Source organism: Acidobacteriota bacterium (genome assembly GCA_022340665.1).
Lineage (GTDB): Bacteria > Acidobacteriota > Thermoanaerobaculia > Thermoanaerobaculales > Sulfomarinibacteraceae > Sulfomarinibacter.
The window spans coordinates 1-25,042 of record JAJDNM010000023.1 but is presented as its reverse complement, the minus strand read 5'-3'; the positions used below and the strand labels follow the sequence as shown (position 1 = coordinate 25,042).

24 protein-coding genes are annotated in these 25,042 nt (G+C 60.6%); 19 read left to right on the top strand and 5 right to left on the bottom strand.

Annotated features, from left to right (window positions below; all coding sequences use genetic code 11):
• Positions 1-85: 85 nt before the first annotated feature.
• The 3 genes from LJE93_03210 to msrA all read right to left on the bottom strand — a co-directional run bounded on the left by LJE93_03210 (position 86) and on the right by msrA (position 2,378).
• Entirely contained in the window at positions 86-1,126 is a 1,041-nt protein-coding gene (locus LJE93_03210; GenBank protein ID MCG6947909.1) for a D-alanine--D-alanine ligase, read from the bottom strand.
• A 63-nt stretch (positions 1,127-1,189) separates the two neighbouring features.
• On the bottom strand, positions 1,190-1,639 hold the full coding sequence (gene msrB, locus LJE93_03205) for a peptide-methionine (R)-S-oxide reductase MsrB (protein MCG6947908.1): 450 nt from the start codon (positions 1,637-1,639) through the stop codon (positions 1,190-1,192).
• Between the two features lie 109 nt (positions 1,640-1,748).
• Positions 1,749-2,378: a peptide-methionine (S)-S-oxide reductase MsrA gene (gene msrA, locus LJE93_03200; GenBank protein ID MCG6947907.1), complete on the bottom strand. Its 630-nt coding sequence runs from the start codon at positions 2,376-2,378 to the stop codon at positions 1,749-1,751.
• 264 nt (positions 2,379-2,642) lie between these two features.
• On the opposite strand from msrA, the gene LJE93_03195 reads away from it, so the two are divergent.
• Complete coding sequence (locus LJE93_03195; GenBank protein ID MCG6947906.1) at positions 2,643-3,854, top strand: DUF1343 domain-containing protein; 1,212 nt, start codon at positions 2,643-2,645, stop codon at positions 3,852-3,854.
• 160 nt (positions 3,855-4,014) lie between these two features.
• Here LJE93_03195 and LJE93_03190 read toward each other — a convergent pair whose 3' ends face one another.
• The gene (locus LJE93_03190; GenBank protein ID MCG6947905.1) at positions 4,015-5,190 is read right to left on the bottom strand and encodes a cysteine desulfurase; all 1,176 of its coding nucleotides are present in this window, start codon (positions 5,188-5,190) and stop codon (positions 4,015-4,017) included.
• Between the two features lie 183 nt (positions 5,191-5,373).
• On the opposite strand from LJE93_03190, the gene LJE93_03185 reads away from it, so the two are divergent.
• From LJE93_03185 to LJE93_03160, 6 genes are all read left to right on the top strand, one after another.
• A complete protein-coding gene (locus LJE93_03185) occupies positions 5,374-6,591 on the top strand; it encodes a bifunctional 3,4-dihydroxy-2-butanone-4-phosphate synthase/GTP cyclohydrolase II (protein ID MCG6947904.1) in 1,218 nt (405 codons plus the stop codon).
• A gap of 168 nt (positions 6,592-6,759) precedes the next feature.
• Complete coding sequence (gene mfd, locus LJE93_03180) at positions 6,760-10,134, top strand: transcription-repair coupling factor (GenBank protein MCG6947903.1); 3,375 nt, start codon at positions 6,760-6,762, stop codon at positions 10,132-10,134.
• 34 nt (positions 10,135-10,168) lie between these two features.
• The gene (locus LJE93_03175) at positions 10,169-11,200 is read left to right on the top strand and encodes a hypothetical protein (protein MCG6947902.1); all 1,032 of its coding nucleotides are present in this window, start codon (positions 10,169-10,171) and stop codon (positions 11,198-11,200) included.
• Between the two features lie 28 nt (positions 11,201-11,228).
• Entirely contained in the window at positions 11,229-12,068 is an 840-nt protein-coding gene (locus tag LJE93_03170; GenBank protein ID MCG6947901.1) for a peptidylprolyl isomerase, read from the top strand.
• A 4-nt stretch (positions 12,069-12,072) separates the two neighbouring features.
• Positions 12,073-13,044 (top strand): SurA N-terminal domain-containing protein, encoded by a 972-nt coding sequence (locus tag LJE93_03165; GenBank protein ID MCG6947900.1) that lies wholly within the window; start codon positions 12,073-12,075, stop codon positions 13,042-13,044.
• Position 13,045: 1 nt separating this feature from the next.
• Entirely contained in the window at positions 13,046-14,035 is a 990-nt protein-coding gene (locus LJE93_03160; GenBank protein MCG6947899.1) for an HD domain-containing protein, read from the top strand.
• A gap of 49 nt (positions 14,036-14,084) precedes the next feature.
• Here LJE93_03160 and LJE93_03155 read toward each other — a convergent pair whose 3' ends face one another.
• Positions 14,085-14,249 (bottom strand): Rdx family protein, encoded by a 165-nt coding sequence (locus LJE93_03155; GenBank protein ID MCG6947898.1) that lies wholly within the window; start codon positions 14,247-14,249, stop codon positions 14,085-14,087.
• A gap of 429 nt (positions 14,250-14,678) precedes the next feature.
• Here LJE93_03155 and LJE93_03150 point away from each other — a divergent pair, with 429 nt between their 5' ends.
• The 12 genes from LJE93_03150 to LJE93_03095 all read left to right on the top strand — a co-directional run.
• Positions 14,679-15,254, top strand: coding sequence for a sigma-70 family RNA polymerase sigma factor (locus tag LJE93_03150; GenBank protein ID MCG6947897.1), 576 nt, complete (start codon positions 14,679-14,681; stop codon positions 15,252-15,254).
• A 1-nt stretch (position 15,255) separates the two neighbouring features.
• Positions 15,256-15,765, top strand: coding sequence for a zf-HC2 domain-containing protein (locus tag LJE93_03145; protein ID MCG6947896.1), 510 nt, complete (start codon positions 15,256-15,258; stop codon positions 15,763-15,765).
• Position 15,766: 1 nt separating this feature from the next.
• Positions 15,767-16,480 (top strand): hypothetical protein, encoded by a 714-nt coding sequence (locus LJE93_03140; GenBank protein MCG6947895.1) that lies wholly within the window; start codon positions 15,767-15,769, stop codon positions 16,478-16,480.
• Positions 16,481-17,689: a type II secretion system F family protein gene (locus tag LJE93_03135; GenBank protein ID MCG6947894.1), complete on the top strand. Its 1,209-nt coding sequence runs from the start codon at positions 16,481-16,483 to the stop codon at positions 17,687-17,689.
• Positions 17,690-17,695: 6 nt separating this feature from the next.
• A complete protein-coding gene (locus LJE93_03130) occupies positions 17,696-19,333 on the top strand; it encodes a GspE/PulE family protein (protein ID MCG6947893.1) in 1,638 nt (545 codons plus the stop codon).
• A complete protein-coding gene (locus LJE93_03125; protein ID MCG6947892.1) occupies positions 19,330-20,247 on the top strand; it encodes a hypothetical protein in 918 nt (305 codons plus the stop codon). The genes LJE93_03130 and LJE93_03125 overlap by 4 nt, the downstream gene beginning before the upstream one ends.
• Positions 20,244-20,813, top strand: coding sequence for a hypothetical protein (locus LJE93_03120; GenBank protein MCG6947891.1), 570 nt, complete (start codon positions 20,244-20,246; stop codon positions 20,811-20,813). The genes LJE93_03125 and LJE93_03120 overlap by 4 nt, the downstream gene beginning before the upstream one ends.
• Complete coding sequence (gene pilO / locus LJE93_03115; protein ID MCG6947890.1) at positions 20,810-21,436, top strand: type 4a pilus biogenesis protein PilO; 627 nt, start codon at positions 20,810-20,812, stop codon at positions 21,434-21,436. The genes LJE93_03120 and pilO overlap by 4 nt, the downstream gene beginning before the upstream one ends.
• Positions 21,429-22,022 (top strand): hypothetical protein, encoded by a 594-nt coding sequence (locus LJE93_03110; protein ID MCG6947889.1) that lies wholly within the window; start codon positions 21,429-21,431, stop codon positions 22,020-22,022. The genes pilO and LJE93_03110 overlap by 8 nt, the downstream gene beginning before the upstream one ends.
• Positions 22,000-24,423, top strand: coding sequence for a hypothetical protein (locus LJE93_03105; protein ID MCG6947888.1), 2,424 nt, complete (start codon positions 22,000-22,002; stop codon positions 24,421-24,423). The genes LJE93_03110 and LJE93_03105 overlap by 23 nt, the downstream gene beginning before the upstream one ends.
• Positions 24,420-24,881 (top strand): type II secretion system GspH family protein, encoded by a 462-nt coding sequence (locus LJE93_03100; protein MCG6947887.1) that lies wholly within the window; start codon positions 24,420-24,422, stop codon positions 24,879-24,881. Before LJE93_03105 ends, LJE93_03100 begins: the two co-directional genes overlap by 4 nt.
• A gap of 4 nt (positions 24,882-24,885) precedes the next feature.
• Positions 24,886-25,042, top strand: a 157-nt coding sequence (locus LJE93_03095) for a prepilin-type N-terminal cleavage/methylation domain-containing protein (GenBank protein ID MCG6947886.1), incomplete at its 3' end; no start/stop codon positions are given.

Below are 25,042 nucleotides of genomic sequence, written 5' to 3'. Positions count from 1 at the left end.
GGTCAAGCCCTTGGGGCGGCGCGGTCCGCCTTTTCAAGAAAGTGATTCCCGGTGGGTATCGTACCCGAGCTTCCGGCCGAGTCGTTTACCGAGTGCGTTCGAAACCGAGGCGGATCAATTCGTCGATCAGCTCCGAATAGCTGAGGCCGGACAGCTCCCACAGCCGGGGGTACATCGAAATCGGCGTGAAACCCGGAATCGTGTTGATTTCGTTGACCCAAAAAAGACCACTATCGTGCTCGAGAAATAGATCAACCCGAGCCATTCCGGTACAACCGAGAAGCTGGAACACCGTCACCCCGAGCTCTCTTGCCGTCGCGGATTGCCTCTCTTCGAGCGGAGCAGGCGCAAGCAGTTGGCAGGTTGAATCGAGGTATTTGTCGTCGTAGTCGTAAAAATCGTGACCCGGCACCACTTCCCCGGGCACGGCGGCTCGAGGGTGCTGGTTGCCGATGACTGCGATTTCGATCTCCCGAACATCGAGCCCTTTTTCGACCAGCACGCGTTGGCCCTGAGCAAACGCGGTTTCGATCGCGGGCGCCAGGTCGGCGGGATCAGTGACCTTGCTGATTCCAACTGATGATCCCAACCGCGCTGGCTTGACGAAAATTGGAAGTCCGAGATCCAGGCACTGGACGGAGACGTGACGAACGTCTTCCGACCATGTAGGCAGGTCCAACTCGACCCAGTCAGAGGTCGGCAGGCCGGCCTGGGCAAACATCCGTTTGCAGAAGATCTTGTCCATGCACAGGGCCGACGAGGTGGCATCCGATCCAACGTACGGGAGATCAATCATCTCGAAAAGCCCCTGGATGGTTCCGTCCTCTCCAAAGGGGCCGTGCAGAACGGGAAAGGCGATATCGATCGTGCCATCGAGGAGGCCAGGATCGAGCCGGGACGTGCCCTCGAAGCGAACAACCTTGTCGGCACGGTTTGCAGAATCGTCAAGGACCCGCCGGGCGGTGCTCGCGTCAGTCCACAACCCCTGCCGGTCGATTGCCAGGGGAACTACCTGGTACTTGTTGCGATCGAGCGCTCGATCGACCGATCGGGCCGAGACGATGGACACATCGTGCTCGCCTGAACGGCCACCGAATATGAGGGCCACTCGCTGCTTGTCTGTCATCCCTGCCTCTCCACTGCAAGCTACTGCTCCATTATGACGAAGCGGTGGCGGGCGTGGGGCGAGCTAGGGGCTCGAACCTGAGGCTTTCTCCTCGAAGAGCGGCAGAAACTCGCCATAACCCTCGTCTTCGAGATCCTCCACGGCGATGAAACGGAGAGCGGCCGAGTTGATGCAGTATCGGAGGCCCTTCGGTGCCGGTCCGTCCTCGAAGAGATGGCCGAGGTGCGAGTCCGCTCCCGATGAGCGCACCTCCGTCCGCACCATCAGGAGACTGCGATCCTCCTGCTCGACGATGTTCTCCTTCACCAGGGGCTGAGTGAAGGAAGGCCAACCGGAACCGGAGTCGTACTTGTGAATCGAGGCGAAAAGCGGTTCTCCGGACACGACATCGACGTAGATGCCGGGCCGGTGGTTGTCCCAGTACTCATTCTTGAACGGCGGCTCGGTACCGCATTCCTGGGTCACCCTGTACTGCTCGGGCGTCAGTTTTTGTTGGAGTTCTTGCTTGCTCATTTTCGTGTTCCCCGTGCTTCGATTCGTGTCCTGCGCGCCGCCCTGCGCGGTGCACTGCGATGAAAGCGGGACGATACAACAAACAGCGACAAGAAACGACGAGGGCAGCCTATTTTTCATTCTTCTCATCCCAAATCTCCGATAGCCGGTTGTCGCGTTTGCAGCCTTTGCGGTAGCTCTGGTATCGGGCCGGATTCTTTTTGGCAAAATCTTGGTGATAGTCCTCGGCAGGATAGAACTCGGCGGCTGGTGTGATCTCGGTGACGATCGGTACGGCGAAGGGCTTGGTTTTCTCGAGCGCAGCGCGCGACTTCTCGGCGGCCTGACGCTGGCTCTCGTCGTGATAGAAGATCGCGGTCCGATACTGTTTTCCAACGTCGCAGAATTGCCGGTTTTTGACCGTCGGGTCGATGTTGCGCCAGAAAATCGCGAGCAGATCTTCGTAGCTCACGATCTCGGGATCGAAGGCGACGCGCACCGCTTCGGTGTGACCGGTTTTGCCGGACGAGACTTGGGCGTAGGTCGGGTTGGCAACAGAGCCACCGGTGTAACCCGACACGACCGAGAGCACACCTTCGACCTTCTCGAAGTCGGCCTCGATGCACCAGAAACAACCGCCGGCAAAGGTCGCAAATTCGGTGCCGTCGTCGTTCGCGTGGCCGAGCGGCGCGAGCAGGGCGGTGGCGACAAGCACCGTAACGGCGAACAGCGCGCCGATTGCGTATTTGTTGAATCGCATCTCGTGACCTCCAGTTCAATCACTAGTAATGCCGGAGAACACAAAAAGGTTTCCTGGGAAGGAAATTTTTTGTCCGGAGGGGGAGTGGGACCGAAAAGATACAGGGACCGAGGAGTGGTGATCGAAAGAGTTCTTTTGCAGCATAACTCGGTGATCTTTGGGCCTTCGTAGGTCGAGCGTGATCCCTAAAGTCTCGAATGTGACTGATCGGCGACTCCGTCCCATCCGAGGTTGCGTGCCGAGGGAGCGATGTACCATACGGCTATGCAACGGGTTCAAACTGGCCTCGAAATCTTGCTCGAAAAACCGCAGCTGATCGGCGGCCGCGGCTGGGCCCTGCTCTCCAACCAGGCGACGGTGACCGCAAGGCTCGATCCAGCCCGGACGGCCCTGCTCGCCGTGAATCCCGGACCCCTGGTTCGCCTCTTCGCGCCAGAGCACGGTCTCGACGGAGTCGCCCAGGACATGGAGGCGGTGGAAGATCTTCGGGATGAGCTTACCGGCTGCGAAGTGCGCTCGTTATACGGCTGCTCGGCCGAAACGCTCGCGCCAAAGCAGGAGGACCTCGACGGTGTCGAGGTGGTGGTGGTTGACCTGCCCGATATCGGCTCTCGCTACTACACGTTCGCTGCAACCATGGACTGGGTCATGGCGGCTTGCGAAAAGGCACTTGTAGAAGTCATGCTCCTCGACCGGCCGAACCCGATCAACGGAGTGATGCGGGAGGGTGGATTGGTGGAGCGAGGCTTCGAGAGTTTCGTCTCCCAGCTACCGGTGCCTGCGCGTCACGGGCTGACTCTGGGTGAAATTGCGCTGTTGCTGCAGCGCCAGCGCTATCCGCAGCTCGAACTGACTGTCGTTCCGTGCCGGGGTTGGCGACGGCGTGACTGGCTGGACGACACCGATGTTCCCTGGGTGCTGCCGAGCCCCAACATGCCGGCTCTGGAAACGGCTTCTCTCTACCCCGGCCTCTGTTTTCTGGAAGCAACGACTCTCTCTGAGGGTCGCGGGACCTCGAGACCTTTCCACCTGGTGGGTGCGCCGTGGATCGACGCGGAGAGGCTCGTATCCAACCTGCGCGATCTCGACCTTTCAGGGGTCGCCTTCCGCCCGACACGCTTTCGACCGGTGTTCGGAAAACACGCCAATGAGGTCTGTGCGGGCGTCGAAACACACCTTGTCGATCGTGATGCTCTCGAACCAGTGGCCTTTGGCCTGCACCTCCTCAAGACGATCCACGACCTGCACCCGACGGACTTTACCTGGCGCTCGGATCCGTACGAGTTCGTCAGCGAAGTCCCGGCTCTGGATCTCTTGACCGGCTCGCCGGAGGCGAGACGATGCATCGAAGAGGGGCGTGGTTTCGAACACCTCTTCGATTCATGGCGTGCGTCAGTGACCGACTTCGAAAACCATCTCGAAGGCATCCTGCTCTATCACGATGAGGACGCTACACCTAGCCCGTGTGATTCATGAAGCCTTTACTGCGACCGGCGATGCACCATACCCAGCGGTGTTTGCTCGCCTTGGGGTGCTCGACGTACCGTCAAGTACGCCGCCGCGCCCCTCGGGTCGCAAACTCCACTGGGCACGGCACCTCGCCGCCCTCGCGACGAACCCTCATGAATAATGCGGGCTAACGCCTTCTGCCACGCTTCAGGTTCCGCAGGCGCACGACCTCCTCGCAGATGCGCGAAGCCGCACGAACGATTTCTTCTTCGGTTGTAAAACGTCCAACGCTGATCCGCAACGAGGCCCTGGCAAGCTCTGGCTTCACCCCCATCGCGAGCAGAACGGGTGACGCCTCGGGGTGGGACGACGTGCAGGCAGATCCGCTGCTGAGCGCCAGATCCGGTAGCGAGGCGAGCAGGGCGTTGCCTTCGATACCGGGGAACGAAATGTTACTCGTGCCCGGCAGACGGTGACTGGACGAGCCGTTGACCGTCGCGTGCTCTACGGCAGCTGTCACAGAGGCTTCGAGCCGGTCTCGGAGTGCTGCGATTCGCGGACTCTCCGTGTCGAGCTCCACGCCGCAGATCTCGAGGGCCCGGGCGAGGCCTACCGCTCCGTGCAGGTTGGGTGTGCCCGAGCGGATACCGCCCTCGTGACCGCCGCCGTGGAGCAACGAATCGAGCTTGAGAGGTGGAGCGGTCTTGCGTACATAGAGGGCTCCGATTCCCTTGGGTCCGTACGCCTTGTGCCCCGAAAGGCTGAGAAGATCGACACTGAGGTCGTCCACATCCACTCTGATCTTACCGACACCTTGGGCCGCATCGCAGTGGAGGATCGAGCCCCGCGCGTGGACGAGATCGGCGATCTCGCGAATTTTCTGCACGGTTCCGGTCTCGTTGTTCGCGAGCATCACACTCACCAGAGCTGTTTCGTCCGACAAAACGGCGTCGAGCTCGTCGAGGCGGACGCGGCCTCCCGCGTCGACGCCGATTTCGGAGAGCGTCCATCCGTCATATTGGAGTGCACGCAGGACCTCGATCACCGACGGATGTTCGGTTGCCTGAGTCACCAGGTGGCGGCCGCGAGCGACCCGTGCCCGGGCGGAACCGAGGATCGCGAGGTTGTTCGCCTCGGTGGCGCCGGAGGTGAAAACGATTTCGCTGGCCATCCGCGCTCCGATTGAGGCTGCGACCGTTCCGCGGGCGTTTTCCAGCGCGGTGAACGCGGCTTGGCCTGGTCGGTGGCTGCGGCTCGCGGGGTTGGCGTAGACCTCAGTGAAGTACGGCTCCATCGCCTCCACGACTCTCGGGTCACACGGCGTCGAGGCGTTGTAGTCCAGGTATATGACATCGTTTTCCATGGTGCCCCGCGATTCTACCCTTCAAAGGTGTCCTCTTTCGAGGGATATATCGGAACAGGTAAACAGAGGAAAAGGAAAGCGAGGGCATCCATCATTCCGAAATCGAGACGTTTGCGCTTGCGGCGTGGGTGGCGAACGGCTACCATTCGGGCTCGCTGTGTGTCGGCGAACATGGGAGAGTGCATGACGGAAACCAACGACGTTTTTATCACGGTCGAAGAGGCAGCGGCGAGGATCGCGCGCGGTGAGCAGATCATCGTCGTCGACGATGCCGACCGAGAGAACGAAGGCGACCTGATTCTCGCCTCCGAGATGGTGACCCCTGAGGCAATAAACTTCATGGCCCGTTTCGGGCGTGGCCTGATTTGCGTGTCGATCACGGGCGAGCGTTGTGACGAGCTCGAGCTACCGCTGATGGTCGAGAAGAATACCTCGGCCCACGGCACGGCCTTCACGGTCAGCGTCGAGGTCCGCGAAGGGACTACGACCGGCATTTCCGCTCACGACCGTGCGGCGACCGTGCGAGCGATCGTCAACCCGAAGACTCGACCAAATGATCTTCAGCGTCCCGGCCATATGTTTCCCCTACGAGCGATGCGAGGAGGGGTGCTCAAGAGGGCCGGCCACACCGAAGCGTCGGTCGATCTGGCGCGGATGGCCGGCCTGACGCCGTCCGGGGTCCTGTGCGAGATCATGGACGACGACGGTCAGATGGCACGGCTGCCGCGGCTCGAGCAATTCGCCCGCGAACACGGCCTCGGCATCCTCACGGTGGCTGATCTCATCGCTCATCGCATGCGGACGGAGAAGCTCGTCGAACGCGTGGCGGGCCCAGCTCTGCCGACAGACGCGGGAGATTTCCGCATTTTCGGCTACCGCAATCGGGTGACGGGTGAGGAGCATGTGGCGTTGGTCATGGGATCGATCAACTCGAGCGAGCCAGTTCTTGTTCGAGTCCACTCTCAGTGTTTGACTGGAGACGTCTTCGCCTCCCGCCGGTGCGACTGCGGCTCCCAGCTCGACGCAGCGATGCGCAGGATCGCAGAAGAGGGTTCCGGAATACTGCTTTATCTGCTCCAGGAGGGCCGGGGCATCGGTCTCTTCAACAAGCTGCGCGCGTACGAGCTCCAGGATGACGGTGAGGACACCGTGGAGGCCAATCTCCACCTCGGGTTCAAGGCGGATCCGCGCGACTACGGAACCGGAGCCCAGATTCTGGTCGATCTCGGAGCGAGGCGGCTGCGGTTGATGACCAACAACCCGAAAAAGTACACCGCGCTGCGCGGTTTTGGCCTCGAAATCGTAGAGCGCGTACCGCTCGAAGTGCCTCCCACCGACAGCAACCGGGATTACCTCGAAACCAAGAAGCTCAAAATGGGGCATCTGCTCAAGATGGTGTGATTGACCGCGGCGTTGGCTCTTCGAAGGTCAGATAACCCGACTCGTTGAGAAAAGAAGAAGGGGCGAGGATACGTAATCTCCTCTGCTCCTTCTCGCCTTTCCCCTCTGCATCTTCTCGGGAAGAGTGAGTGCTCAGGCATGAAACGCTGTAGGATCGATGCCTCTGTGATGAAGTATCCACTGCCGGACCTGGCCACTCTCACCCGTGAGCTCAGGGACGGTGTGCCTGGACTCGCGGTCGGTGGCGTGGTCCCCGGTGCCCGCGCCCTGGTCATGGCCGCTCTCGCGGAGCACGGGTGGCCGACGGATCTCACCCTGGTTGTCGTGCCGCGCACACGAGACGCGGAGAACCTTGCCGCGGGCCTGGGTTTGCTCGCGCCGGATCTGCGAGTGGGCCTCGCTCCGGCAGAATTTGCGGGTCCTTATCTTGGTACTGAACCTTCGCTTGCAGCGCGGCTTCGGACGGTCGATCTCCTGCAACGCATCGGTGAGGGTGGCGTGGATCTCGTGGTCGTGCCGGCACGCGTGCTCGGCTCGCCGGTGCCGGTTCCGAACGCGATCAGCGAAGCGACCCTCCGATTGCATGTAGGGCAGGTTGTCGATCTCGAATCGATGGCCGAAAAGCTGAGTGTGGCGGGTTATCGGCGCGTCGATCTGGTCGAAGAGGCCGGTGATTTCGCGATACGTGGCTGGGTGGTAGATATCCACGCCGGCGGAGAGAAGGGTATGAGGCTCCAGCTCGATGACGAGTGTGTGGAGTCGATCAGGAGCTTCGATCCAACCAGCCAGAGGAGTTCCGACGAACAGATCGACGAGCTCTCGCTGCTTCCGATCGATGTCTTTCCAGCTAAGCCACAGGTTCTTGCCGAGATATCGGCGCAGCTCGAGGCCGAATACCCGGCTCTGGCGGTTCAAATGGCCGAAGGCGTGGAGCGACGTCTCTGGTGGGGAGCGCTTCATCTGGGGAGCGAGTCGACGAGCTGGCTCGACCTCGCGAAAAACGTCGTAGTGTGTGATCGAGACGAAGTGACGGGTGCGCTCGCACGCTGGTGGCAGGTGCAGGATCGAGAGTGGAAGACTCTCAGCGAACGCACGATGGAGATTCCGCCTCCCGATCGCCTGCTCTCCGATCCGGAGAAGCTCTGGCCGTCGATCGACGATGCCTCATTGCGCATAGAACAGCTGGAGCTGGTGGATGGATCGACGAAATGGCGCCGATTGGCGACCCGCCCGGCGGAGAGCTTCGTGCGCCGATTGCCGGATCTGGTGCCCGAGTTGCGGTCGCGACGCGCCTGCGACATGGTCCAGACGCTGGTTGTTGGTTCCCCGGGAGAAGGTCGGCGATTCGCACATCTGCTGAGAGAAGGAGAGGTGGAACCGTTAACCACGACGCCCCCGCCGGGAAGCGTGGCAATTGTCGAAGGTGAATTGCAGCGCGGGTTCGTTTGGGAAAACGTGCTCGCGGTTTATGGACGACGCGATCTGACCTCTGTGCCCCGCCCCCGCCGCCGCCGGCCGGGTGCGCGAGCGTTCGTGTCGGATCTCCGCGATCTCAGACCCGGGGACCTGGTCGTCCATCTCGATCATGGCATCGGGCGATTCAAGGGTTTCAGGCGAGTGACGGTGGAGGGGCGGGAGCTGGAGATGCTGTCCCTGGCGTATCACGGGGGAGACTCCCTGATGGTGCCTGTGGAGCGCGCGGACCTGATTCAGAAATTCGCCTCGGGCGAGACCGAGGTTCCGCCGAAGCTCGATCGCCTGGGAGGTGGAAGCTGGCGGCGGCGCAAGGCGAGGGTCAAAAAAGCGATCCGGGAAATGGCGGCGGAGCTGCTTCGGTTGGCAGCCGTACGGCAGACCTCGAAAGGTTACGAGTACTCACCGGATTCACCTTGGCAAAGGGAGTTCGAGGAAGCCTTCGAGTTCGAGCTGACGTCCGACCAGGACCGCGCGGTGGCCGAGATCAAGCAAGACATGGAGTCGGCGCGCCCGATGGACCGTTTGTTGTGTGGCGATGTCGGCTACGGCAAGACAGAGGTCGCGATTCGTGCCGCCTTCAAGGCGGTGCTTGACGGAAAGCAGGTGGCGGTCCTGGCGCCAACCACGATTCTCGTGGATCAGCACCTGGAGACATTTCGGCGGAGGCTCGAGGGATTTCCCGTCGAGGCGCGGATGCTCTCGAGATTTGTCTCAAGGAGCGAGGCCTCGGAGGTCGTCGAGGGCCTACGAGACGGTCGAGTCGACATCGTAGTGGGAACCCACCGGTTACTCGCCGATTCGGTTCTTTTCCGCGATCTCGGCCTGGTGATTCTCGACGAGGAGCAGCGGTTCGGGGTAGCTCAGAAAGAGCGCCTCAAAAAGCTCCGCACGGAGGTCGACGTGATCGCCATGTCCGCAACCCCGATACCGCGCACCTTGAACCTGTCTCTAAGCGGCCTTCGGGACATTTCGATCATCGAGACTCCCCCACGCGACCGCCAAGCGGTCGAGACGAGCGTGATCGAGTTCTCGGAGGAGGTGGTTCGCGAGGCGATCCTGTACGAGATGGAGCGCGGAGGGCAGGTGTATTTTGTCCACAATCGTGTTCGATCGATTGGTGCATTTGCCGACTGGGTGTGTCGTACGGTTCCGGAAGCGAAGGTCGTGGTGGCCCACGGTCAGATGTCGGAACGCGACCTTGAACGCGCGATGCACACGTTTTTGTCGGGCGAAGCAGACGTGCTCCTGGCGACGGCGATCATCGAAAACGGGCTCGACATCCCCAACGCCAACACCCTTCTGGTCAACCGCGCGGATCGTTTCGGTCTCGCGCAGCTCTACCAGCTGAGGGGGCGCGTCGGTCGGTCTGAGCGTCTCGCTTTCGCCTACTTCATGGTGCCTCCGGGCCTGAGCCTGACGCCAACGGCGCGCGCACGGCTAGCGGCCATCCAAGAATTCTGCGAGCTCGGCGCCGGGTTCCGGATTGCGGCCCGAGATTTGGAAATCCGCGGTGCCGGGAACCTGTTGGGGGCCGAACAGCACGGATTTCTCGAGGCCGTGGGGTTCGAGACCTACTGTCAACTCCTCGAGGAGGCTGTGGCCGAGCTCGAGGGCCGGGTTCCGCACACTCAACGCGAGGTCGAACTTCGTCTCGGCATGGACCTCCAGCTACCGGAGAGGTATCTGCCCGAGCCTTCCCTCCGCCTGAGCTTTTACAAACGGCTCGCCGCTTGTGACGACGACGAGGCGCTCGCGTCACTGCTCGAGGAGGTGTCCGATCGATACGGACCGGCCCCCCCACAGGTCGACGATCTCGCTCGTGCCCAACGGGTACGCATGGCCGCTCGCAGAGCGGGGATGACTTCGGTGGTTCGGCGAGCGCGCAAGTGGCGGCTCCGCATGGACCCGGCGGTCAAACCCTCCTCCGATTTTGCTGACGTGGTTGGCGATTGGCGGGGCGCGGCGGTGAGCCCGAACGGGGAAATCACCCTTCCGGTCGCTGGAGACGAGGCGGACATGGAAGAGATCATCCGCTTCCTGGAATCGTTGCGGGCGGAAGGACAATAGCCCTGGCGGGCTCTCGTAGCAGTACCATAACAGCGTGGACTTGCCTCAGGGAGAAGATCTCGGTTTCGGTGTTCGTGTAAATCATGGCAGTGACGGCCAGCTGCACGTTTTTAGCCCGCGCCTGAAGCTCCCGTGGCGGGTGAGCGAAGGACTGGCGCCCGGGACCGCCGTGCTGTGGGGCGGACGACCCTTTGAGGTTGTGGACCGGGTGGCCACCAGAAAAGGTGAGAGATGGTCGTTGTGCCGCTGGGAGGAACCGAAGGCGATGCGCACCGTGTTCGAGCTCGAGCGAGCGTCGATTCGAACAGTCGCCGAAGAGGAGGAGCTCGAATCACGGAAACTGCGGAAACGGGCAATAACCCTGTTGCTACTTCCGCTGCTCGGTCTGGCGCCGGCGGATCTTCAGAAAAAGTGGGCGAATGAGTGGGGCTTTCCGGCGGAACGTGCGACCCAGATTTCGGCCGTCCTCGAGCTCGCGGCCGGGGCCGCGGGAACAGTCCAGATCATATTGATGGCGGTTGGCGGCGGTTTGTTCATGCCGCTCATTCTTGCCCTTCCGGGGCCGATTTTCTTGATAAGCGGCATCGTGCGCTTGGCCTCGGCCGCAGGAGGTGGTGAGCCAATCGGATCGTTCCTCGGTGTACCGTTCTGTTGCACGGATCGAGGGGTGGCCGGCAAAGCAGAAGAACGCTCGCCGACCACGTTCGAGGGTCAAAAGCCTCCGTCGTTTGTACGAACGATGTTGGTGACGGCTGCAGTGACCCTGGGTCCGGCATCGGATCAGTTGCGCTGGGCCGAGGAGCTCGGCGTTCGAGCTTCCTGGTTGACGGTTGCGGGTGCTGCGGCCGAGCTCGTCGGTGGCGTTTCCAATTTCCAAGACGACCTCGGATCGGCGCCGGCATTCCTCCTCCTTCTCGACTATCTCCTGGTCGGCGAGGGATTGCTGCGGATGGCTTCGGCATTTACGGGACGGCCAATGGGCAGCGTCTTCGGCTGGGCTCTCCGCCCGCTTTACCGCAAACACCTCCCTCATTCCAGCTCAGCCGTAATCGACGATCCCAGCTGAGCTTGAATGAGCATGGTACTCTTTGCTGATGAGCGACTTGCGTTCCTTGTGTCGAATCCTCGCGGCGCTCGGTGCGGCCATGGTCATGGCGTGTGGGGCACATGAAACCGATTTGGCACGGGTCGGGGGGCAAACGGTCGGAATCACCACCTTTCAGAGCTACGTCAGTGACGTGACTGGTGAGGCATGGCAGGCGGTGAGCGCACACGTGTTGTCCGGGTTGCTCGACCAATATCTCGACCGACAGGTGGTTCTGGAAGCGGCGCGTCAGAGAGAGGTGTCGCTCCCCGACAGCTCCTCGCCGATGGGTCCGTCAGAGGTGCAATGGCTCCTCGACGAGTTGTGCGGGCCGGCGCCCAATCTGACCGCGGACGAAATCGCGACCGAGGTCGGTCGAAGGGCGGAACACGAGCGTCCGGCGAAGGCCCACGTCAGGCAGCTTCTGGTAGACAGTCACGAGGAGGGTCTCGAGGCCCTTCGACTCCTGAACGCGGGCGAAAACTTCGTCGAAGTGTCGCGCAACATGAGTCGGGCGCCGAATGCGGCGGATGGTGGCGAGCTCGGGTTTTTCGATCAGGGCGCGCTCTCGCCAGAAATCGATGCGGTGATTTTCTCCCTGGCGCCAGGAGAATTTTCCGAGCCCGTGCAAGGGCCTTCTGGCTATCATGTGTTTCAGGTCCTGGAGGTGATTCCCGCCGGGCCTCCGGACCTGGCCGAGGTCGAAGCCGCGGTACGCAGCGAGTTCACGCAGAAGAAAATTCGCGAACACACTCGGGGCTGCATCCAGAGGCTTTCGACCAGGATCGAAATTGAAATCTACGACACCAACCTGTGGTTTCCGTACACAGGTAGGTATGCGGAAGGATAGGAAAATGCGCTTTCGAGTTCCAGGATTGCTGATCGGTGTCCTGATGGCAGCCGTGCCGATTCAGGCATCGGAGCGGGTTCTCGTCGAGGGGATCCTGGCTCGCGTCAACGATCGAATCGTCACAATATCCGAATTTACCGAACGGGTGCGCCAGGAGCTCACCCAGATGCCGAACCAGCCGAACAACGAAGAGCTGCGCCAGTTCACCGACATGCTCCTCGAACAAATGGTGAGCGAGATGATTCTGATGGAGCGGGCGACGGAGAAGCGCCTCACGGTTGACGACGCGATGGTGGATCAGGCTCTCGCCAACCTCCGAGAGGAAAACAACCTCCAGGATGATGAGGCCTGGGAGCAGGCCCTCGCCAGTTCGGGCCTGACAGTCGAAGCGTTGCGCGAGCGCTATCGGAGGACAATTACTGTGCAACGCACGGTTCAGGGAGAGGTGCGGCCCGTCGAGATCACCGAAGAAGAGCTCAAGCAGCAGTACGAGGTCGAGAAGGAGAAATTTCGGGTGCCGGCAATGGTCGAATTGGAACAGGTCTTTCTGACTTCGGATGAAGCAGGAGCGGCCGATCTCAACCGCCGTGCGCAGGGGCTCGTGCAAAGGGTAAGGGACGGGGCCGACCTCAAAGCCGAGGCAACCCTTGCCGGCTCAGAGCTTCAGGAGCTCGGGCAGATTCCGGTGGACGATTGCAGGCCGGATCTCAAACGAGCGCTGGAACCGCTCGAGGAAGGTGGCGTAGCGGATCCGCTGACTGTCCCCGGAGGTGTTCAGGTCGTCCGCCTCGTACAGAGGATTCCCGCGGGATACCAGTCCTTCGACGAGGTTGCCGAGCAACTCCGAAGAGAACGTTCGGCAGAAAGCTACGAAGGCCAGACGAAGGGGCTTGTGGAGAAGCTCCGGCAGCAATATCTGGTCGAGGTCCACCGGGAGTACCTCGACATCGTGTTCGCCAACCTGGGCGGCGCCTGAGATGTCTGCACTCAGCGACCCGAAAAGAGTGTGGATCAGGGACCTGCGTGCCGGCACGGACGTCGACGAGTGCTATGCGGTACGCGGGGTAGATGTTCGTCAGCGCCGAGGAGGGGGTCCATATCTCGCGGCCACGCTGGGGGACAAGACGGGCGAGGTGGCGGCCCTGGTCTGGCAGAACGTAGAGAAGCTTCGGGAGACCCTGGAGCCCGGCAGCGTCGTCTCGGTGAAAGGCCAGGTGCAACGCTACAACCAGCAACTGCAGGTGGTGGTGCGCCAGGCCGAACTCCTTCCGGGTGAATCGGTGAAAGACGATCTTTTCGTGCGCTCATCGGCTCAAGACCCCGACCACCTGTGGAAGGAAATCAACAGGCTCATCGAAGAGGTCTCTGACGCGAACCTCCGCCAGCTCCTGTTCAGGATCTTCTCGGATTCGGAAATAGAGAGATTGTTCAAGGCTGCGCCGGCGGCTCGCTCGATGCATCATGCCTTTCGCTCCGGCCTACTCGAACACTCCCTGTCAGTCACCACTGTGGCGCGAGACCTGGCGCGGCACTACCAACTGAACGACGATCTCGTGGTTGCTGGATGCCTGCTGCACGATTTCGGAAAGATCTGGGAGCTCGATATCGGTGCATCGATCGAATACACGGACGATGGCAGATTAATCGGCCATATTCCGATGGAGACGTTGTACGTCGACAGGAAGATAGCCGAGCTGGAGTCGTTCCCACCCGAAACCCGACGCCAGCTCCTGCACATTCTCCTTGCCCATCACGGTGAGTACGAGTTTGGCTCCCCCCGTCGGCCTAAGACCCCGGAAGCCCTTCTGGTGCACATGGTCGACAACCTGGATTCGAAGATGGCGGGGATGGTGGAGGCGATCGCAGCTCAGGGATCCGACGACGAGGCCTGGACACCATACTCGCGAATTCTCGAGCGGCACATCTATCGCCGACGGCTAGGATCGGACGATCGCAAACCGGAGTAGACTGCCCGGGCGTCCATGGCAGGATCTTGGGTCGACGGAGACTTGGTGACTATAGACGTCGTATCGCTGTGGCGACCTCTCCGTCTTCCGGAAATCGACCGAGGGCACGCTTCGAGAACACGGTTTTCCCGTCGACTACGACCTCGAAGTCGCCATTCCTCCCTTTGATCAGATCGGTTGATGAACCAAACTCACGGTCCAACTCGGCCGCCAGTCCGGCGGCCCGAGGCTCGTAGTTTCAAACCACGCAGTATTCGATCGAGATGTCCATTCGACCCTCCATGCTCGCTAGCAGGATCTTAGCTGATCCCGAAGGGCGGATACTCGATCCTGGATACTCGACACTCCATCCCCCTACCCGCCCCTGGGGACACAGATGCGGCAACCAAACATCGAGTATCGAGTATCGAGCATTGAGTATCGAGGATCAATAAGTGTTAACTCTTTACATTTGTGAGATTTGCGGTCAGAATACTCCCATGAATCGTGGTCATGGTCGGTTCCGACGCGATCGTGGTGCTAGGATCCTCTCTGACGAGACCAACGCGAGTCCTCGGACCTCCGTAAACAGTTACGGGGAACGATGGTGAGGGAGAACCTGTGTGTGCAGCCTGTGGACTTCAGCGGGCGTCACGAGGCGGCCATGAGTGATCGCGAGTGGATCCAGGCCGCCAAGGAAGGTGACGAGGATGCCTATGCCGAGTTGGTCCGGCGGCATTCGGGCGGCCTTCACCGGGCTGTGTTTAGAATCCTCGCTGATGAAGCCGAGGCGTGGGATGTCGTGCAGATGGCGTTCCTCAAGGCCTGGCAGAAACTCGACCGATACGATCCCCGCTACAGTTTCTCTACCTGGATCTATCGTATCGGGACCAACCTCGCCATCGACCTGCTGCGGTCTCGGACAAGTCGGGAGCGGGCTCACAAGGCAGGGACCGAGCATCGGCTCCGCTTGGTTGGAGACGGTGAAAATGCTGCTTCGCGGCTCGATAGAAGCGAGGCCGACGATATCCTCGGGCAGCTCGTAGAAGAGTTGACGCCGCAACAGCGCAGCGCCTTCGTGCTGCGGGAGATGAGTGGTTTCGACACGGCGGAGGTAGCGGAGGTGTTGGGTTGTTCCGCGACCACGGTTCGTAATCACGTTTTTCAGGCTCGGAAGGTGCTGCGAAGGGAGCTCAAAGAGCGTTTCCCGGAGTATCTACCCGCATCCGAGAGGGGATGAAATGAACTGCGAAATTTTCCGCGAGATGATCGGTTCCTACGTTGACGAGACTCTTGACGAGGATCGGCGGGGTTGGTTCCAAAGCCACCTTCGAGAGTGTGTGGCGTGTCGCAATCGAGCGCTGCGAGAGGAACCGAGTCTGTTCTTCACCGCAGCTCAGGATCCACCAACCGATGCCGAAGCGGTTGAAGCTTGTGTCAGCTCGGTCACCGCGCGAATTCGCCATGATCGGCTCGAACGTCGCCTGAGCCGAAACCGCCGGCCGTGGTTGGCAGCGGCAGCTGCGGTGATCATCGTCGTCGGGGGTGGCATCGCGTGGCTCGGGATGACCGGCAACGGCATCCCCTCAAGGTCGAGCGCAGAATCGTCTCGGAATCTTGAAGCAAAGACTCCGCCTCCGAGCGTCGAGGTTGAAATGGAAAGCGAGACGGTGCGCGTCTATCAGTTCGCGGCGGACGATAACTCTGATTCGGCGATGTATTTCATTGTCGATCCGGCGATGGAGCTCTGAGATGTTGAGGCGGTCTCTGGTGTTTCTGGTGATCGCTGTGATTGCCGCGTCGGTTTCTGCAACCGAAGGGCAGACGATGTCGAGGGTCTTCAGGCTCGAACACGTTTCGGTGTCGGAGGCGTCGGATGCCGTGCAGGGTCTGCTGTCTGATACGGGCAGTCTGACTCTGCAGCCGAAGCTCTCCAGGATTGTCGTCCAGGATGATCCCGAGATCATTGCTCGTGTGACGGCGCTGATTGAAATGCTCGACCAGGTGCCTGGCTCATATGGCATTCGGGTCGATCTCCTCGAAGGTGGCAAGGCCCTGCCTTATGGCTCGATCGACGAAGTCGAGGTCGAGGAACGGCTGCGGCGAATGTACAAAGTCGATTCGTTCCACCGTATCGGTGCCTCCACCATCGAAGGCGTACTGGGTTCGAGGGCGCAGGCCGAGCTCGGATCGTCTTTCCGTGTGTCCTTCGTCCCACAGGTGCCGCATTTTTCGAGCGAGACCCCTTGGGGCAGTCCAGACCCGGGCAATCGTCTCCAACTTCAACATCTGGTTCTCGAGCGAACCGAGCTCGCTTCAGACGGCACTCTGAAGGCCAACGAAATTCTTCGAACTCGCGTTCTCCTGTCCCCCAACCAGACCGTCTATATTGGCGCCGGCAATTCCGAGGATTCTGAAAAAGTCCTCGTCCTCATCGTCCACGCCAGGGAATTCGGGAGTTACTGAGTGCCCGAGTTCGTCTGTAGGCTCGGCGCCCCAGATGGATCACTGGTGGAGCAGCGGCGGGTGGCGGCTTCCATAGATGCACTCCGTCGTGAACTCGAGGGTGAAGGTTTCCACGTATTCAGCCTGGCTGGGGCACGGTCCCGATTTCGACTGCCGTTCTTCTCGCGTTCCGAGAAGGTCAGTGGGCAGGACTTCATGCTCTTCAATACCCAGCTCAAGACTTTGCTTCACGCAGGCATGCCGTTGGCTCAGTCTCTTGACCTCCTCAAGGAGCAACAATCCAATCCTCACTTCAGGACCTTGTTGGACAAACTGCATCAGCAGGTGACGACCGGAGTTGCACTGTCGGATGCGTTTCTTGCACTTGGCGACACCTTCCCGCGGCTCTACGCAAACTCGTTGCGGGCCGGAGAGCGCACCGGAGAACTCGAACAGGTCATCGAAAGATATGTCGAGTACCAGCGGCTGGTCGAGGCCGTACGCAAAAAGATCATTGGCGCCCTGACCTACCCAGCCGTGCTGGTGGTCCTTGCGACCGGACTGGTCGCCATTCTCATGACCTATGTCATCCCGAGTTTTTCACAGTTCTATCTGCAGTTCGAAACAGAGCTGCCGGTGCCGACGCGCCTGGTCATCGGATCGGCCGAGTTCGTGAGCAACAATCTCATTCTGATAGTGGGTGGGGCGATCGCGGCCTGGTACGCAGTAAGGGTCTGGCGGACGTCACCTTCGGGGCGCCTCATCACCGATCGCTGGAAGCTGAAGATACCGTTGCTCGGTCGGCTCACGCATCTCTTTGCACTCTCTCAGTTCAGTCGCTCGCTGGCGATCCTCCTCGGCGGTGGAACCCCGATGGTGCCGGCCCTGGAAACGGCTGCGACCTCGATCAGCAACGCATATATCTCGGAGCTGTTTCTCGATTGTGTGCAGGAGGTACAGGAGGGGAGGCCGCTGTCCGACGCTCTTGACGACACGGGATATCTGCCGAACCTGGCGTTGGCGATGATCCGGGTCGGGGAATCGACGGGCGCGTTACCCGAAATGTTGAGTCACACATCGGATTTCTTCGACGAGTCGATCGAGTTCACTCTTGGACGCATCGTCACCCTCTTCGAACCCTTGATTCTGGTCGTTATGGGCGTGATCGTTGCTGGACTCTTGCTGGCGGTCTACTATCCTTTGCTCACGATCGTAACCCGGATTGCCTGAGGAAATATGGCGACTGATCCAAATCTCGAAAAACACCTCGTCATGCTCGATCAGCAGACGGAGGAACAGGAAGAGGAGAAAAACGCGCGTGCGTTGGCCGACCGCCTCGACCTTCCTTTCGACCCGCTGCACGAGTTCCATGTTGACCCTGAACTCTTCAGGACGATTCCTGTCGAGGTCATGCTGCGTTATCAATTCCTGCCCTTGCGGGCGGAGGGTGAGACGTTGCACGTGGTGATGGCGGACCCGTCCAATGTGGTCAACCTCAACGAGGTAGAGCTCGTACTGGCGAGGCCGCTCGAGGTGACCGTTGCGCCGGCCAACCGCATCGCCGATATCCTCGAGAAATCTGAGTCGACCCAACGAGTATTGGACGAGGCGACCGAGGGCTTCAGTATGCAGCTGGTGCAGGAGGCGGAGGACGGAGAGGAAGTCCTGTCCATCGATCGGATCACCGCCGATTCGTCGCCGATCATTCGACTGGTTGATTCGATTCTCTTCAACGCCATTCAGCGGCGTGCTTCGGATATCCACATCGAGACCCAGGACCGTGAAGTCGTGGTGAAATACCGCATCGATGGAGTCCTTTACCAGGCCATGAAGTCCATCGACAAGCGGCATCACTCGACCATCGTCAGCCGTATCAAGGTTATGTCGGAGCTCGATATCGCCGAGAAACGAATTCCTCAGGACGGACGCTTCAAGGTCCGATTCTCGGGCCGCACCATCGATTTCCGTGTTTCGATCATGCCGACTGTTCATGGTGAGGACGCCGTGATCAGAATCCTCGACAAAGAGTCCACCAATGCCGAGTTCAAGACTCTCAACCTCGACGTTCTGGGTTTCGAGGACGACACCAAGCGACAGCTGAGGAAGTTCATCAACGAGCCGTACGGCATGGTCCTGGTTACCGGGCCCACCGGTTCGGGCAAGACGACCTCGCTGTATGCCTGCCTGTCCGAGATCCGTTCGAGCGAGGACAAGATCGTCACTATCGAGGACCCGGTCGAGTACCAGCTGAAGGGGATCACCCAGATTCCGGTCAACGAAAAGAAGGGCCTCACCTTCGCCCGGGGCCTGCGGTCCATTCTGCGTCACGATCCAGACAAGGTGATGGTTGGCGAGATTCGGGACGAGGAAACTGCGCAGATTGCCGTACAGTCGGCCCTGACCGGGCACCTGGTATTCACGACAGTTCATGCGAACAACGTGGTCGATGTCATCGGCCGCTTCCTCAACATGAACGTCGATCTCTACAACTTCGTAGCTGCCCTCAATTGCGTACTTGCCCAACGTCTGGTTCGTCGCATCTGTCTGCACTGCAAGCGGCCGGTGCAGATTTCCGACACCATGCTCGAGGATTCCGGACTCGATCCGGATCGGTATCGCGACTTCACATTCTTCGAGGGTGGTGGTTGCATCGAATGCAACGGGACCGGCTATCGGGGCCGGCTGGCGATCGCCGAGCTTCTGAATCTCTCGGACAATATTCGCCAGCTGATTCTCGATCGTCGGGCTGCAGCTGAGATCAAACGGGCGGCCAAGGCGGAGGGCATGAGGTTCCTTCGCGAGTCAGCCTTGCAGAAGGTCTTTGCCGGTGAAACCTCCCTTCATGACGTCAACAAGGTGACGTTCGTCGAATGAACTGGGATCGTCTGGTCACCAGTCCGCCGCCGTCGACCAGCTGGGCGTTCGATCCAGGTTTGGTGGCGATCGCCCATCGGACGAAGACCCAGGAGGTGCACTGCGCAGCGGAGGATGTTCCGGGCGGCGGTGTAGAGGTCGGGCCGGTCGGTCTTCAGTCAGTTCGGAGTCAGGTCGTGACCCCAAGGCTGGCCAAGCTCAAAGGAGCAGCCGAAGGTGCGCGGACGGCGGCTGTGGTCGTGCCAACCGGTTGGCTACGAAGTTTCATGCTTGAAGTCGACAAATTGCCGCGACGGGAGGAGGAGCTTCTCGACGTCGTGAGATGGCGGCTCAAGAAACTTCTGCCGGTACCACCTGCAGAACTTCGTGTCTCGATCGTGCGCTTGCCCGAGGCCGACGGGCGACGACGGCTGCTGGTCATGGCTGGCATCGAACGAGCGATAGCGAGCGTCGAGGCCTGTTTCTCCGAAATCGGCGTCGAAGTCGGACTCGTCACGACCCGACTCTTCGCCCTCGTTCCTCGACTCTCCGGAGATGCTCCGCCATTTCTTTTGGTTCAACACGAGGAAGGTTGCTTGTCGCTGCTGTTCCTGATCGGTGGAGTGCCACAGCTTTTGCGCACGAAGCCCCTGCCTGCCGGCAACGGGGATGGCACGGCCGTTGTCCGTGAGGCGGCAATGACCCTCGGATTCATCCGCGACGCCTTGGGGGTTGACGACGAGATCGGTGTGAAGTTGAGCTGCGAGCGCCCTGAAATCGACGCGGTGCTTCGCGGCTGGATGAACCGGCAGGATGGTCTGGCGCCGGCCCCCGAGCAGGCCCGACCGCCGTGTGGCCCGACGACAGTGGTCGAACGGATTGGGTGGGCGAGACTGGAGCCGGCTCTCGCAGTCGTGTCAGGGGAGGTACGGTGATCACGCCAAACCTCGCGACGCGGCCTTTTCTCAATACACGGCCGGTTTGGATCGTGACCGCCATCGCAGGAGTGGCGGCGGCAATTCTGCTGGCCGCTGATTTGCGGTTGTTCTTGGTTGCGGATCGTGCGCTCGACGACGATATGGCACGCCGAGACGCGCTGCTCGCGCGTCATGAGCTTCTCGAGACACAGGTCCGGAAAGATGTGGCAGCCCTGGAAAGGCTGCCGTGGCGGTCGCTCACGCACCGTGTCGAAGCCACGAATCTGATTCTCCGTGAGCATTCCTTCTCCTGGCTGGAAATGCTCGATGACATCGAGCGGATCATGCCGTACGACGTGCGCTTGACACGAATCTCACCGGGCGTCGGTACAGACGAGGTGACGCTGTCTTTGGCGCTGGTCGCGCACAACCGCGAAGCAATGTTGCAGTTGCTGGATAATCTGATTGCTGATCCTCGGTTTTCGGATCCGACGCCGTCGATGGAGGCATCGCCTGAGGAAACCTCCGCGGACTATGCCATGAATTTGCGGGTGAATTATCACCCGGTACCGGAGGCGCCATGACCATCGACATCCGCCCGTGGCGTCGCCTGCTGGCGGTGTGGCTGCCTGCGGTGCTGCTGTGCGTGGTGGCGGCGACCTTCTACGTGTGGCAAACGTCCGAATCTGGGGGGCGGCGCGCCCAGATTCGAAACCAGGTCGAAGAGCTCGAGCGGGAGATCGCGCGCCTCGAAAAGATCGAGGCGGCGGCGGAGTCGGACCGCCGGGATGTTGAGGAAATCAACCGTCAGTTCGACCGGCTCTACCATGAGGTGTACGGAAACCTGGATGAGCGGTTGACCCGAATCCTTCGCGCAGTCGGCTCTGCGACTCGAGATGCCGGACTGCTTCCGGGCACATTCACGTACACCGCAAAAGAGGATCAAAAGACGGGTTTTATCCGCTTCGGAATTCGGTTCGGCGTCGACGCGGAGTATCCGCAGATCAGACAGATGTTGGCAGCTCTCCAATCGAGCCCCGAATTCCTGGTGATAGAAGACCTGAATCTCGCCGGGGACGAAGATCCCTTGAGTCGCGACCTGAAGATCCAGGTCAATATTGCGACGTTTCTGGCCGAGGCGGATGCAGGTCGGCTTCGCCAGTTGACAGGCGGCATTTCGGCCGCCGCTGAGACCAGCGATGGCTGACGCAAAAATGGCCAACGAACGGCTGCGGCTGGCAATTCTGCTGACCATCCTGGCAGTTGTTGTGGTCGTGGCGATGATCCGCTTCCTCGGCGAGGGCGGCATCGGCGGTGGCGTCTCCAGAACCGCTGCGCTCGAGTACGAGGCCAGGAATCTGGAGCCCCTGGAGACGGATTCGTTCGTTTCGCACGATCGTCAGACTATCCCGTCAAGTGGAAATCCGTTCGCGTTTCGGGCCCGCCCGACACCGACCGCCAGACCACGGCCGACTGCTATGCCCCGACCCACATTGCCACCACGTCCGACTCCGACGCCACGTCTCGCAGTTGGAGAAGACGGCGAAATCAAGGCACCGCCACCGCCGTTTGATCGCGAATACATCGGGTTCTTCGGGCCCGAACAGTTCCACGTGGCGGCTTTCCGCAAGCCTGGAGACAGCCCAGGCTCGAACGAGATCGACGTCGCGATCGTCGGAACTGTGCTCGACGGATTGTTCATCGTGCGTGAGATCGGACTGGAATCGGTCGTCATCGGCTACGTAGGATACGCCCCTTCGGAGGACACTCGTGTACCGTTGTCTGAAAATTAGCGCTCGGGCCTCTTCGATCCTGACCGCACTCGTTCTGATCATCGGGTCGATCGGGTGTACCACCGCCAAAAAGACGGCAGATGAGGGTGAGGATGCATTCAAGCACAAGAACTGGGACGCTGCCGTGTACCACTATCTTCAGGCTCTGGCGGAGGACCCGGAGAACGTCGAGTACAAGATGCAGCTCGTTTTTGCACGCCAGAAGGCGGCGCAAAAACATTTCGACAACGGAGTAATGCTTCAGAAGCTGGGCCGCCTCGTGGCTGCTCGCAAGGAACTCCAGATGGCCGTCCAGCTTGATCCGGCCAACCAATATGCCGAGCAGGTGTTGAACGATGTCATGAGGGACATGGAACTGCTGTCGACGCCGGAGGGCGCGCGCCGGCTGGAGGAGATGAAGAGGGAGGCACGGCAGGCGAAGGTCAAACCGCCGGTCCTCGATCCGCTGTCCAAGGAGCCGATCACACTCAACTTTCCACGGCCAAAATCGGTCAAGGAGATTTATGACGCGATCGGTAAAGCCTACGGATTCAACACCCTCTTCGACCCCAAGCTCAAGGATGACAAGCTCGCCATCGAGCTACGCGAACTCACCGCGGAGCAGGCGCTCGAAATGGTGATGCAGGCGGCCGGGCATTTCTACAAGGTCCTCGACGAGAACTCCATCATCATCGCCGAGGACACTCCCCAGAACCGCCGCGATTACGAGGACCTGGTCATCAAGACGTTCTTCCTCTCGAACGCGGATGTGAAAGAGGTCGACAAGCTACTGCGATCTCTGATCGAGGCGCGTCGACTCTCGACCAACGAGCAGCTCAACGCGATCACCTTGCGCGATACCGCGGACAAGGTGGCCATCGCTGAAAAGCTCATCCGCATCAACGACAAGGCGAAGGCCGAGGTGTTGGTCGATGTGGAGATCCTGATCGTCACGACCTCCAAGAATTCGGACATCGGAACGGCGCTGTCGACCTACAGCTTCAACCTCGGATTCGATCCGGCCGACATCAACACCAACCCCAGTGCGCCGGAAGGAAGCGTTGGCCTGGACGACTACCAGAACATCACCCGGGGAATGTGGTACATCAACGTGCCTTCGATCCTGATCAACCTCGCCAAGTCTTCCGGCGAGGCGCAGGTCCTGGCCCAGCCGCAGCTTCGGATCACCGAGGGCGAGAAGGCGAGCCTGATGATCGGCGACCAGGTGCCGATTCCGGTCACCAGCTTCAATACCTCCAACACCATCGGTGGCAGCGTGGTGCCGATCACCTCTTTCCAATACCGGGACGTCGGAATCCAGATCGAGGTCGAACCTCGCGTCCACCACAATCGCGAGATCACGCTCAACCTCAAGGTGGAAATCTCGAACGTCGGGGAGACGGTCGCCGTGGGCGATACAGAGGCAATCACTATCGGAACCCGCACGATCACGTCGGTCATCCGACTGAAGAGCGGCGAAACGAGCCTCCTCGCCGGGCTCATCAGACGCGACAAGAGCTCGGGCGTGACCAAGACGCCCTTGCTCGGCGACATACCATTTCTCGGTCGTCTCTTCCGATCCGAGAGCACCACCGACAAGAACACCGATCTCGTGCTCACCCTGACGCCTCAGATCATCCGCTTCCCCGACATCGAGGAAGAGGACTTGGCGCCCGTCTGGGTCGGCACCGAGAGCCGGATCTCGTTCTCGGGCACGCGTCCCAGGGTGCAATCGGGGCGCGCTCCCAGGGGACCCTTCGACGAGCGATCCGGAGCCGAAGGAAATGTGCGGCCGGACGAGAGCGGCGCGACTCAGCGGGCACCGAGCACCAGAAGACCTACGGCGCCCCGGCGAGTGAGCCCCCAGGAGCAGACACCCAACCAGGGCACCGAGCTCGTGCCACCGCAAAAAAAGAGCATATTTGATGAGGATGAGTCACCGACGGATGTCGGTTGGGACGATGTGCCCGATTTCGTTCCAACCAGCGACATCGACCCGTCATTGCCGCCGCTGCTGGTGGGCCTCGAGCCTTCGGTCGTGTCCCTGATACCGGGTCAGGAGACTGTTCTGCAGCTGGTTGTTCGTGGCGGATCGGGATCCTACAGGCTACCGGTCGGGATTGCCTACGATCCGTCCAGAGTTTGGGTCCACGACGTCATGCCGGCGCCCGGTGCGGAGATCCTGCGAAATTCGATCGATCAGGCGCAAGGTTGGATCGACCTCGAACTGGTATTTGCCAACGCGGTGGAGGGCGGGCAGGCGATCGTAGCGCTGAAAGTGCAGGCGATTGATTCGGGGCCGGTGCCGCTCGTCGTATCTGCCAGCGGAGCAGTGACCGGCGACGGTACCCGCGTCCCGGTGGCGGCGTCCGACGGCTCCCTGTTCATTGCCGGTGAGGATCGGGTTCCGGAGGAAAGGTGAGGCGCAGATCTCGAGCTTCACTGGGTTTTACCCTCGCCGAACTGGTAATGGTTGTGGCCCTGATCGCTATCCTCGCCTCGATGGCGATGCCGGTCGCGAAATTCACGGTGAAGCGCCAGAAGGAGGCCGAGCTTCGGTTGGCGCTGCGGCAAATCAGAACCGCGATCGACGAGTACAAGAGGCTCTCGGACCAGGGGTTGATACCGATCACCGTTGGCGGCGAAGGATACCCGGAGAGCCTGGAAGTGCTGGTAGAAGGGATAGAGATCGTTGGCCAGGAAACCAAGATGAGATTCATGCGGAGAATTCCTGTCGACCCGATGACTCGCGACGACTGGGAGTTGCGCTCATACCAGGACGATCTCGATGCGACCAGCTGGGGTGGTGAAAACGTATATGACGTACGAACCAGTTCTGAAGGAACCGCGATCGACGGGACCAAGTATGCGGATTGGTGAGGTAATGAAATTTGGAATTAGGAATTCGGAATTGGGAATTCCCGCCCGCCCCCCTGGCACCTTCGGGGCGAACCCTCGTCGCGGCATTCAGAATTCAGAATTCAGAATTCAGAATTCGCCAGCGGCGGGATTTACTCTCATCGAGCTGATTGTCGTCGTCG

Excerpts from the sequence above, each read along its gene's own strand:
- msrB (MCG6947908.1), bottom strand. The coding sequence starts at position 1,639 with ATGAGCAAGCAAGAACTCCAACAAAAACTGACGCCCGAGCAGTACAGG.
- LJE93_03190 (MCG6947905.1), bottom strand. The coding sequence starts at position 5,190 with ATGGAAAACGATGTCATATACCTGGACTACAACGCCTCGACGCCGTGT.
- LJE93_03110 (MCG6947889.1), top strand. The coding sequence starts at position 21,429 with ATGGCTGACGCAAAAATGGCCAACGAACGGCTGCGGCTGGCAATTCTG.
- mfd (MCG6947903.1), top strand. The coding sequence starts at position 6,760 with ATGAAGTATCCACTGCCGGACCTGGCCACTCTCACCCGTGAGCTCAGG.
- LJE93_03185 (MCG6947904.1), top strand. The coding sequence starts at position 5,374 with ATGACGGAAACCAACGACGTTTTTATCACGGTCGAAGAGGCAGCGGCG.
- LJE93_03130 (MCG6947893.1), top strand. The coding sequence starts at position 17,696 with ATGGCGACTGATCCAAATCTCGAAAAACACCTCGTCATGCTCGATCAG.
- LJE93_03145 (MCG6947896.1), top strand. The coding sequence starts at position 15,256 with ATGAACTGCGAAATTTTCCGCGAGATGATCGGTTCCTACGTTGACGAG.
- LJE93_03165 (MCG6947900.1), top strand. The coding sequence starts at position 12,073 with ATGCGCTTTCGAGTTCCAGGATTGCTGATCGGTGTCCTGATGGCAGCC.
- pilO (MCG6947890.1), top strand. The coding sequence starts at position 20,810 with ATGACCATCGACATCCGCCCGTGGCGTCGCCTGCTGGCGGTGTGGCTG.
- LJE93_03160 (MCG6947899.1), top strand. The coding sequence starts at position 13,046 with ATGTCTGCACTCAGCGACCCGAAAAGAGTGTGGATCAGGGACCTGCGT.
- msrA (MCG6947907.1), bottom strand. The coding sequence starts at position 2,378 with ATGCGATTCAACAAATACGCAATCGGCGCGCTGTTCGCCGTTACGGTG.
- LJE93_03170 (MCG6947901.1), top strand. The coding sequence starts at position 11,229 with ATGAGCGACTTGCGTTCCTTGTGTCGAATCCTCGCGGCGCTCGGTGCG.
- LJE93_03150 (MCG6947897.1), top strand. The coding sequence starts at position 14,679 with ATGAGTGATCGCGAGTGGATCCAGGCCGCCAAGGAAGGTGACGAGGAT.
- LJE93_03125 (MCG6947892.1), top strand. The coding sequence starts at position 19,330 with ATGAACTGGGATCGTCTGGTCACCAGTCCGCCGCCGTCGACCAGCTGG.
- LJE93_03140 (MCG6947895.1), top strand. The coding sequence starts at position 15,767 with ATGTTGAGGCGGTCTCTGGTGTTTCTGGTGATCGCTGTGATTGCCGCG.
- LJE93_03195 (MCG6947906.1), top strand. The coding sequence starts at position 2,643 with ATGCAACGGGTTCAAACTGGCCTCGAAATCTTGCTCGAAAAACCGCAG.
- LJE93_03210 (MCG6947909.1), bottom strand. The coding sequence starts at position 1,126 with ATGACAGACAAGCAGCGAGTGGCCCTCATATTCGGTGGCCGTTCAGGC.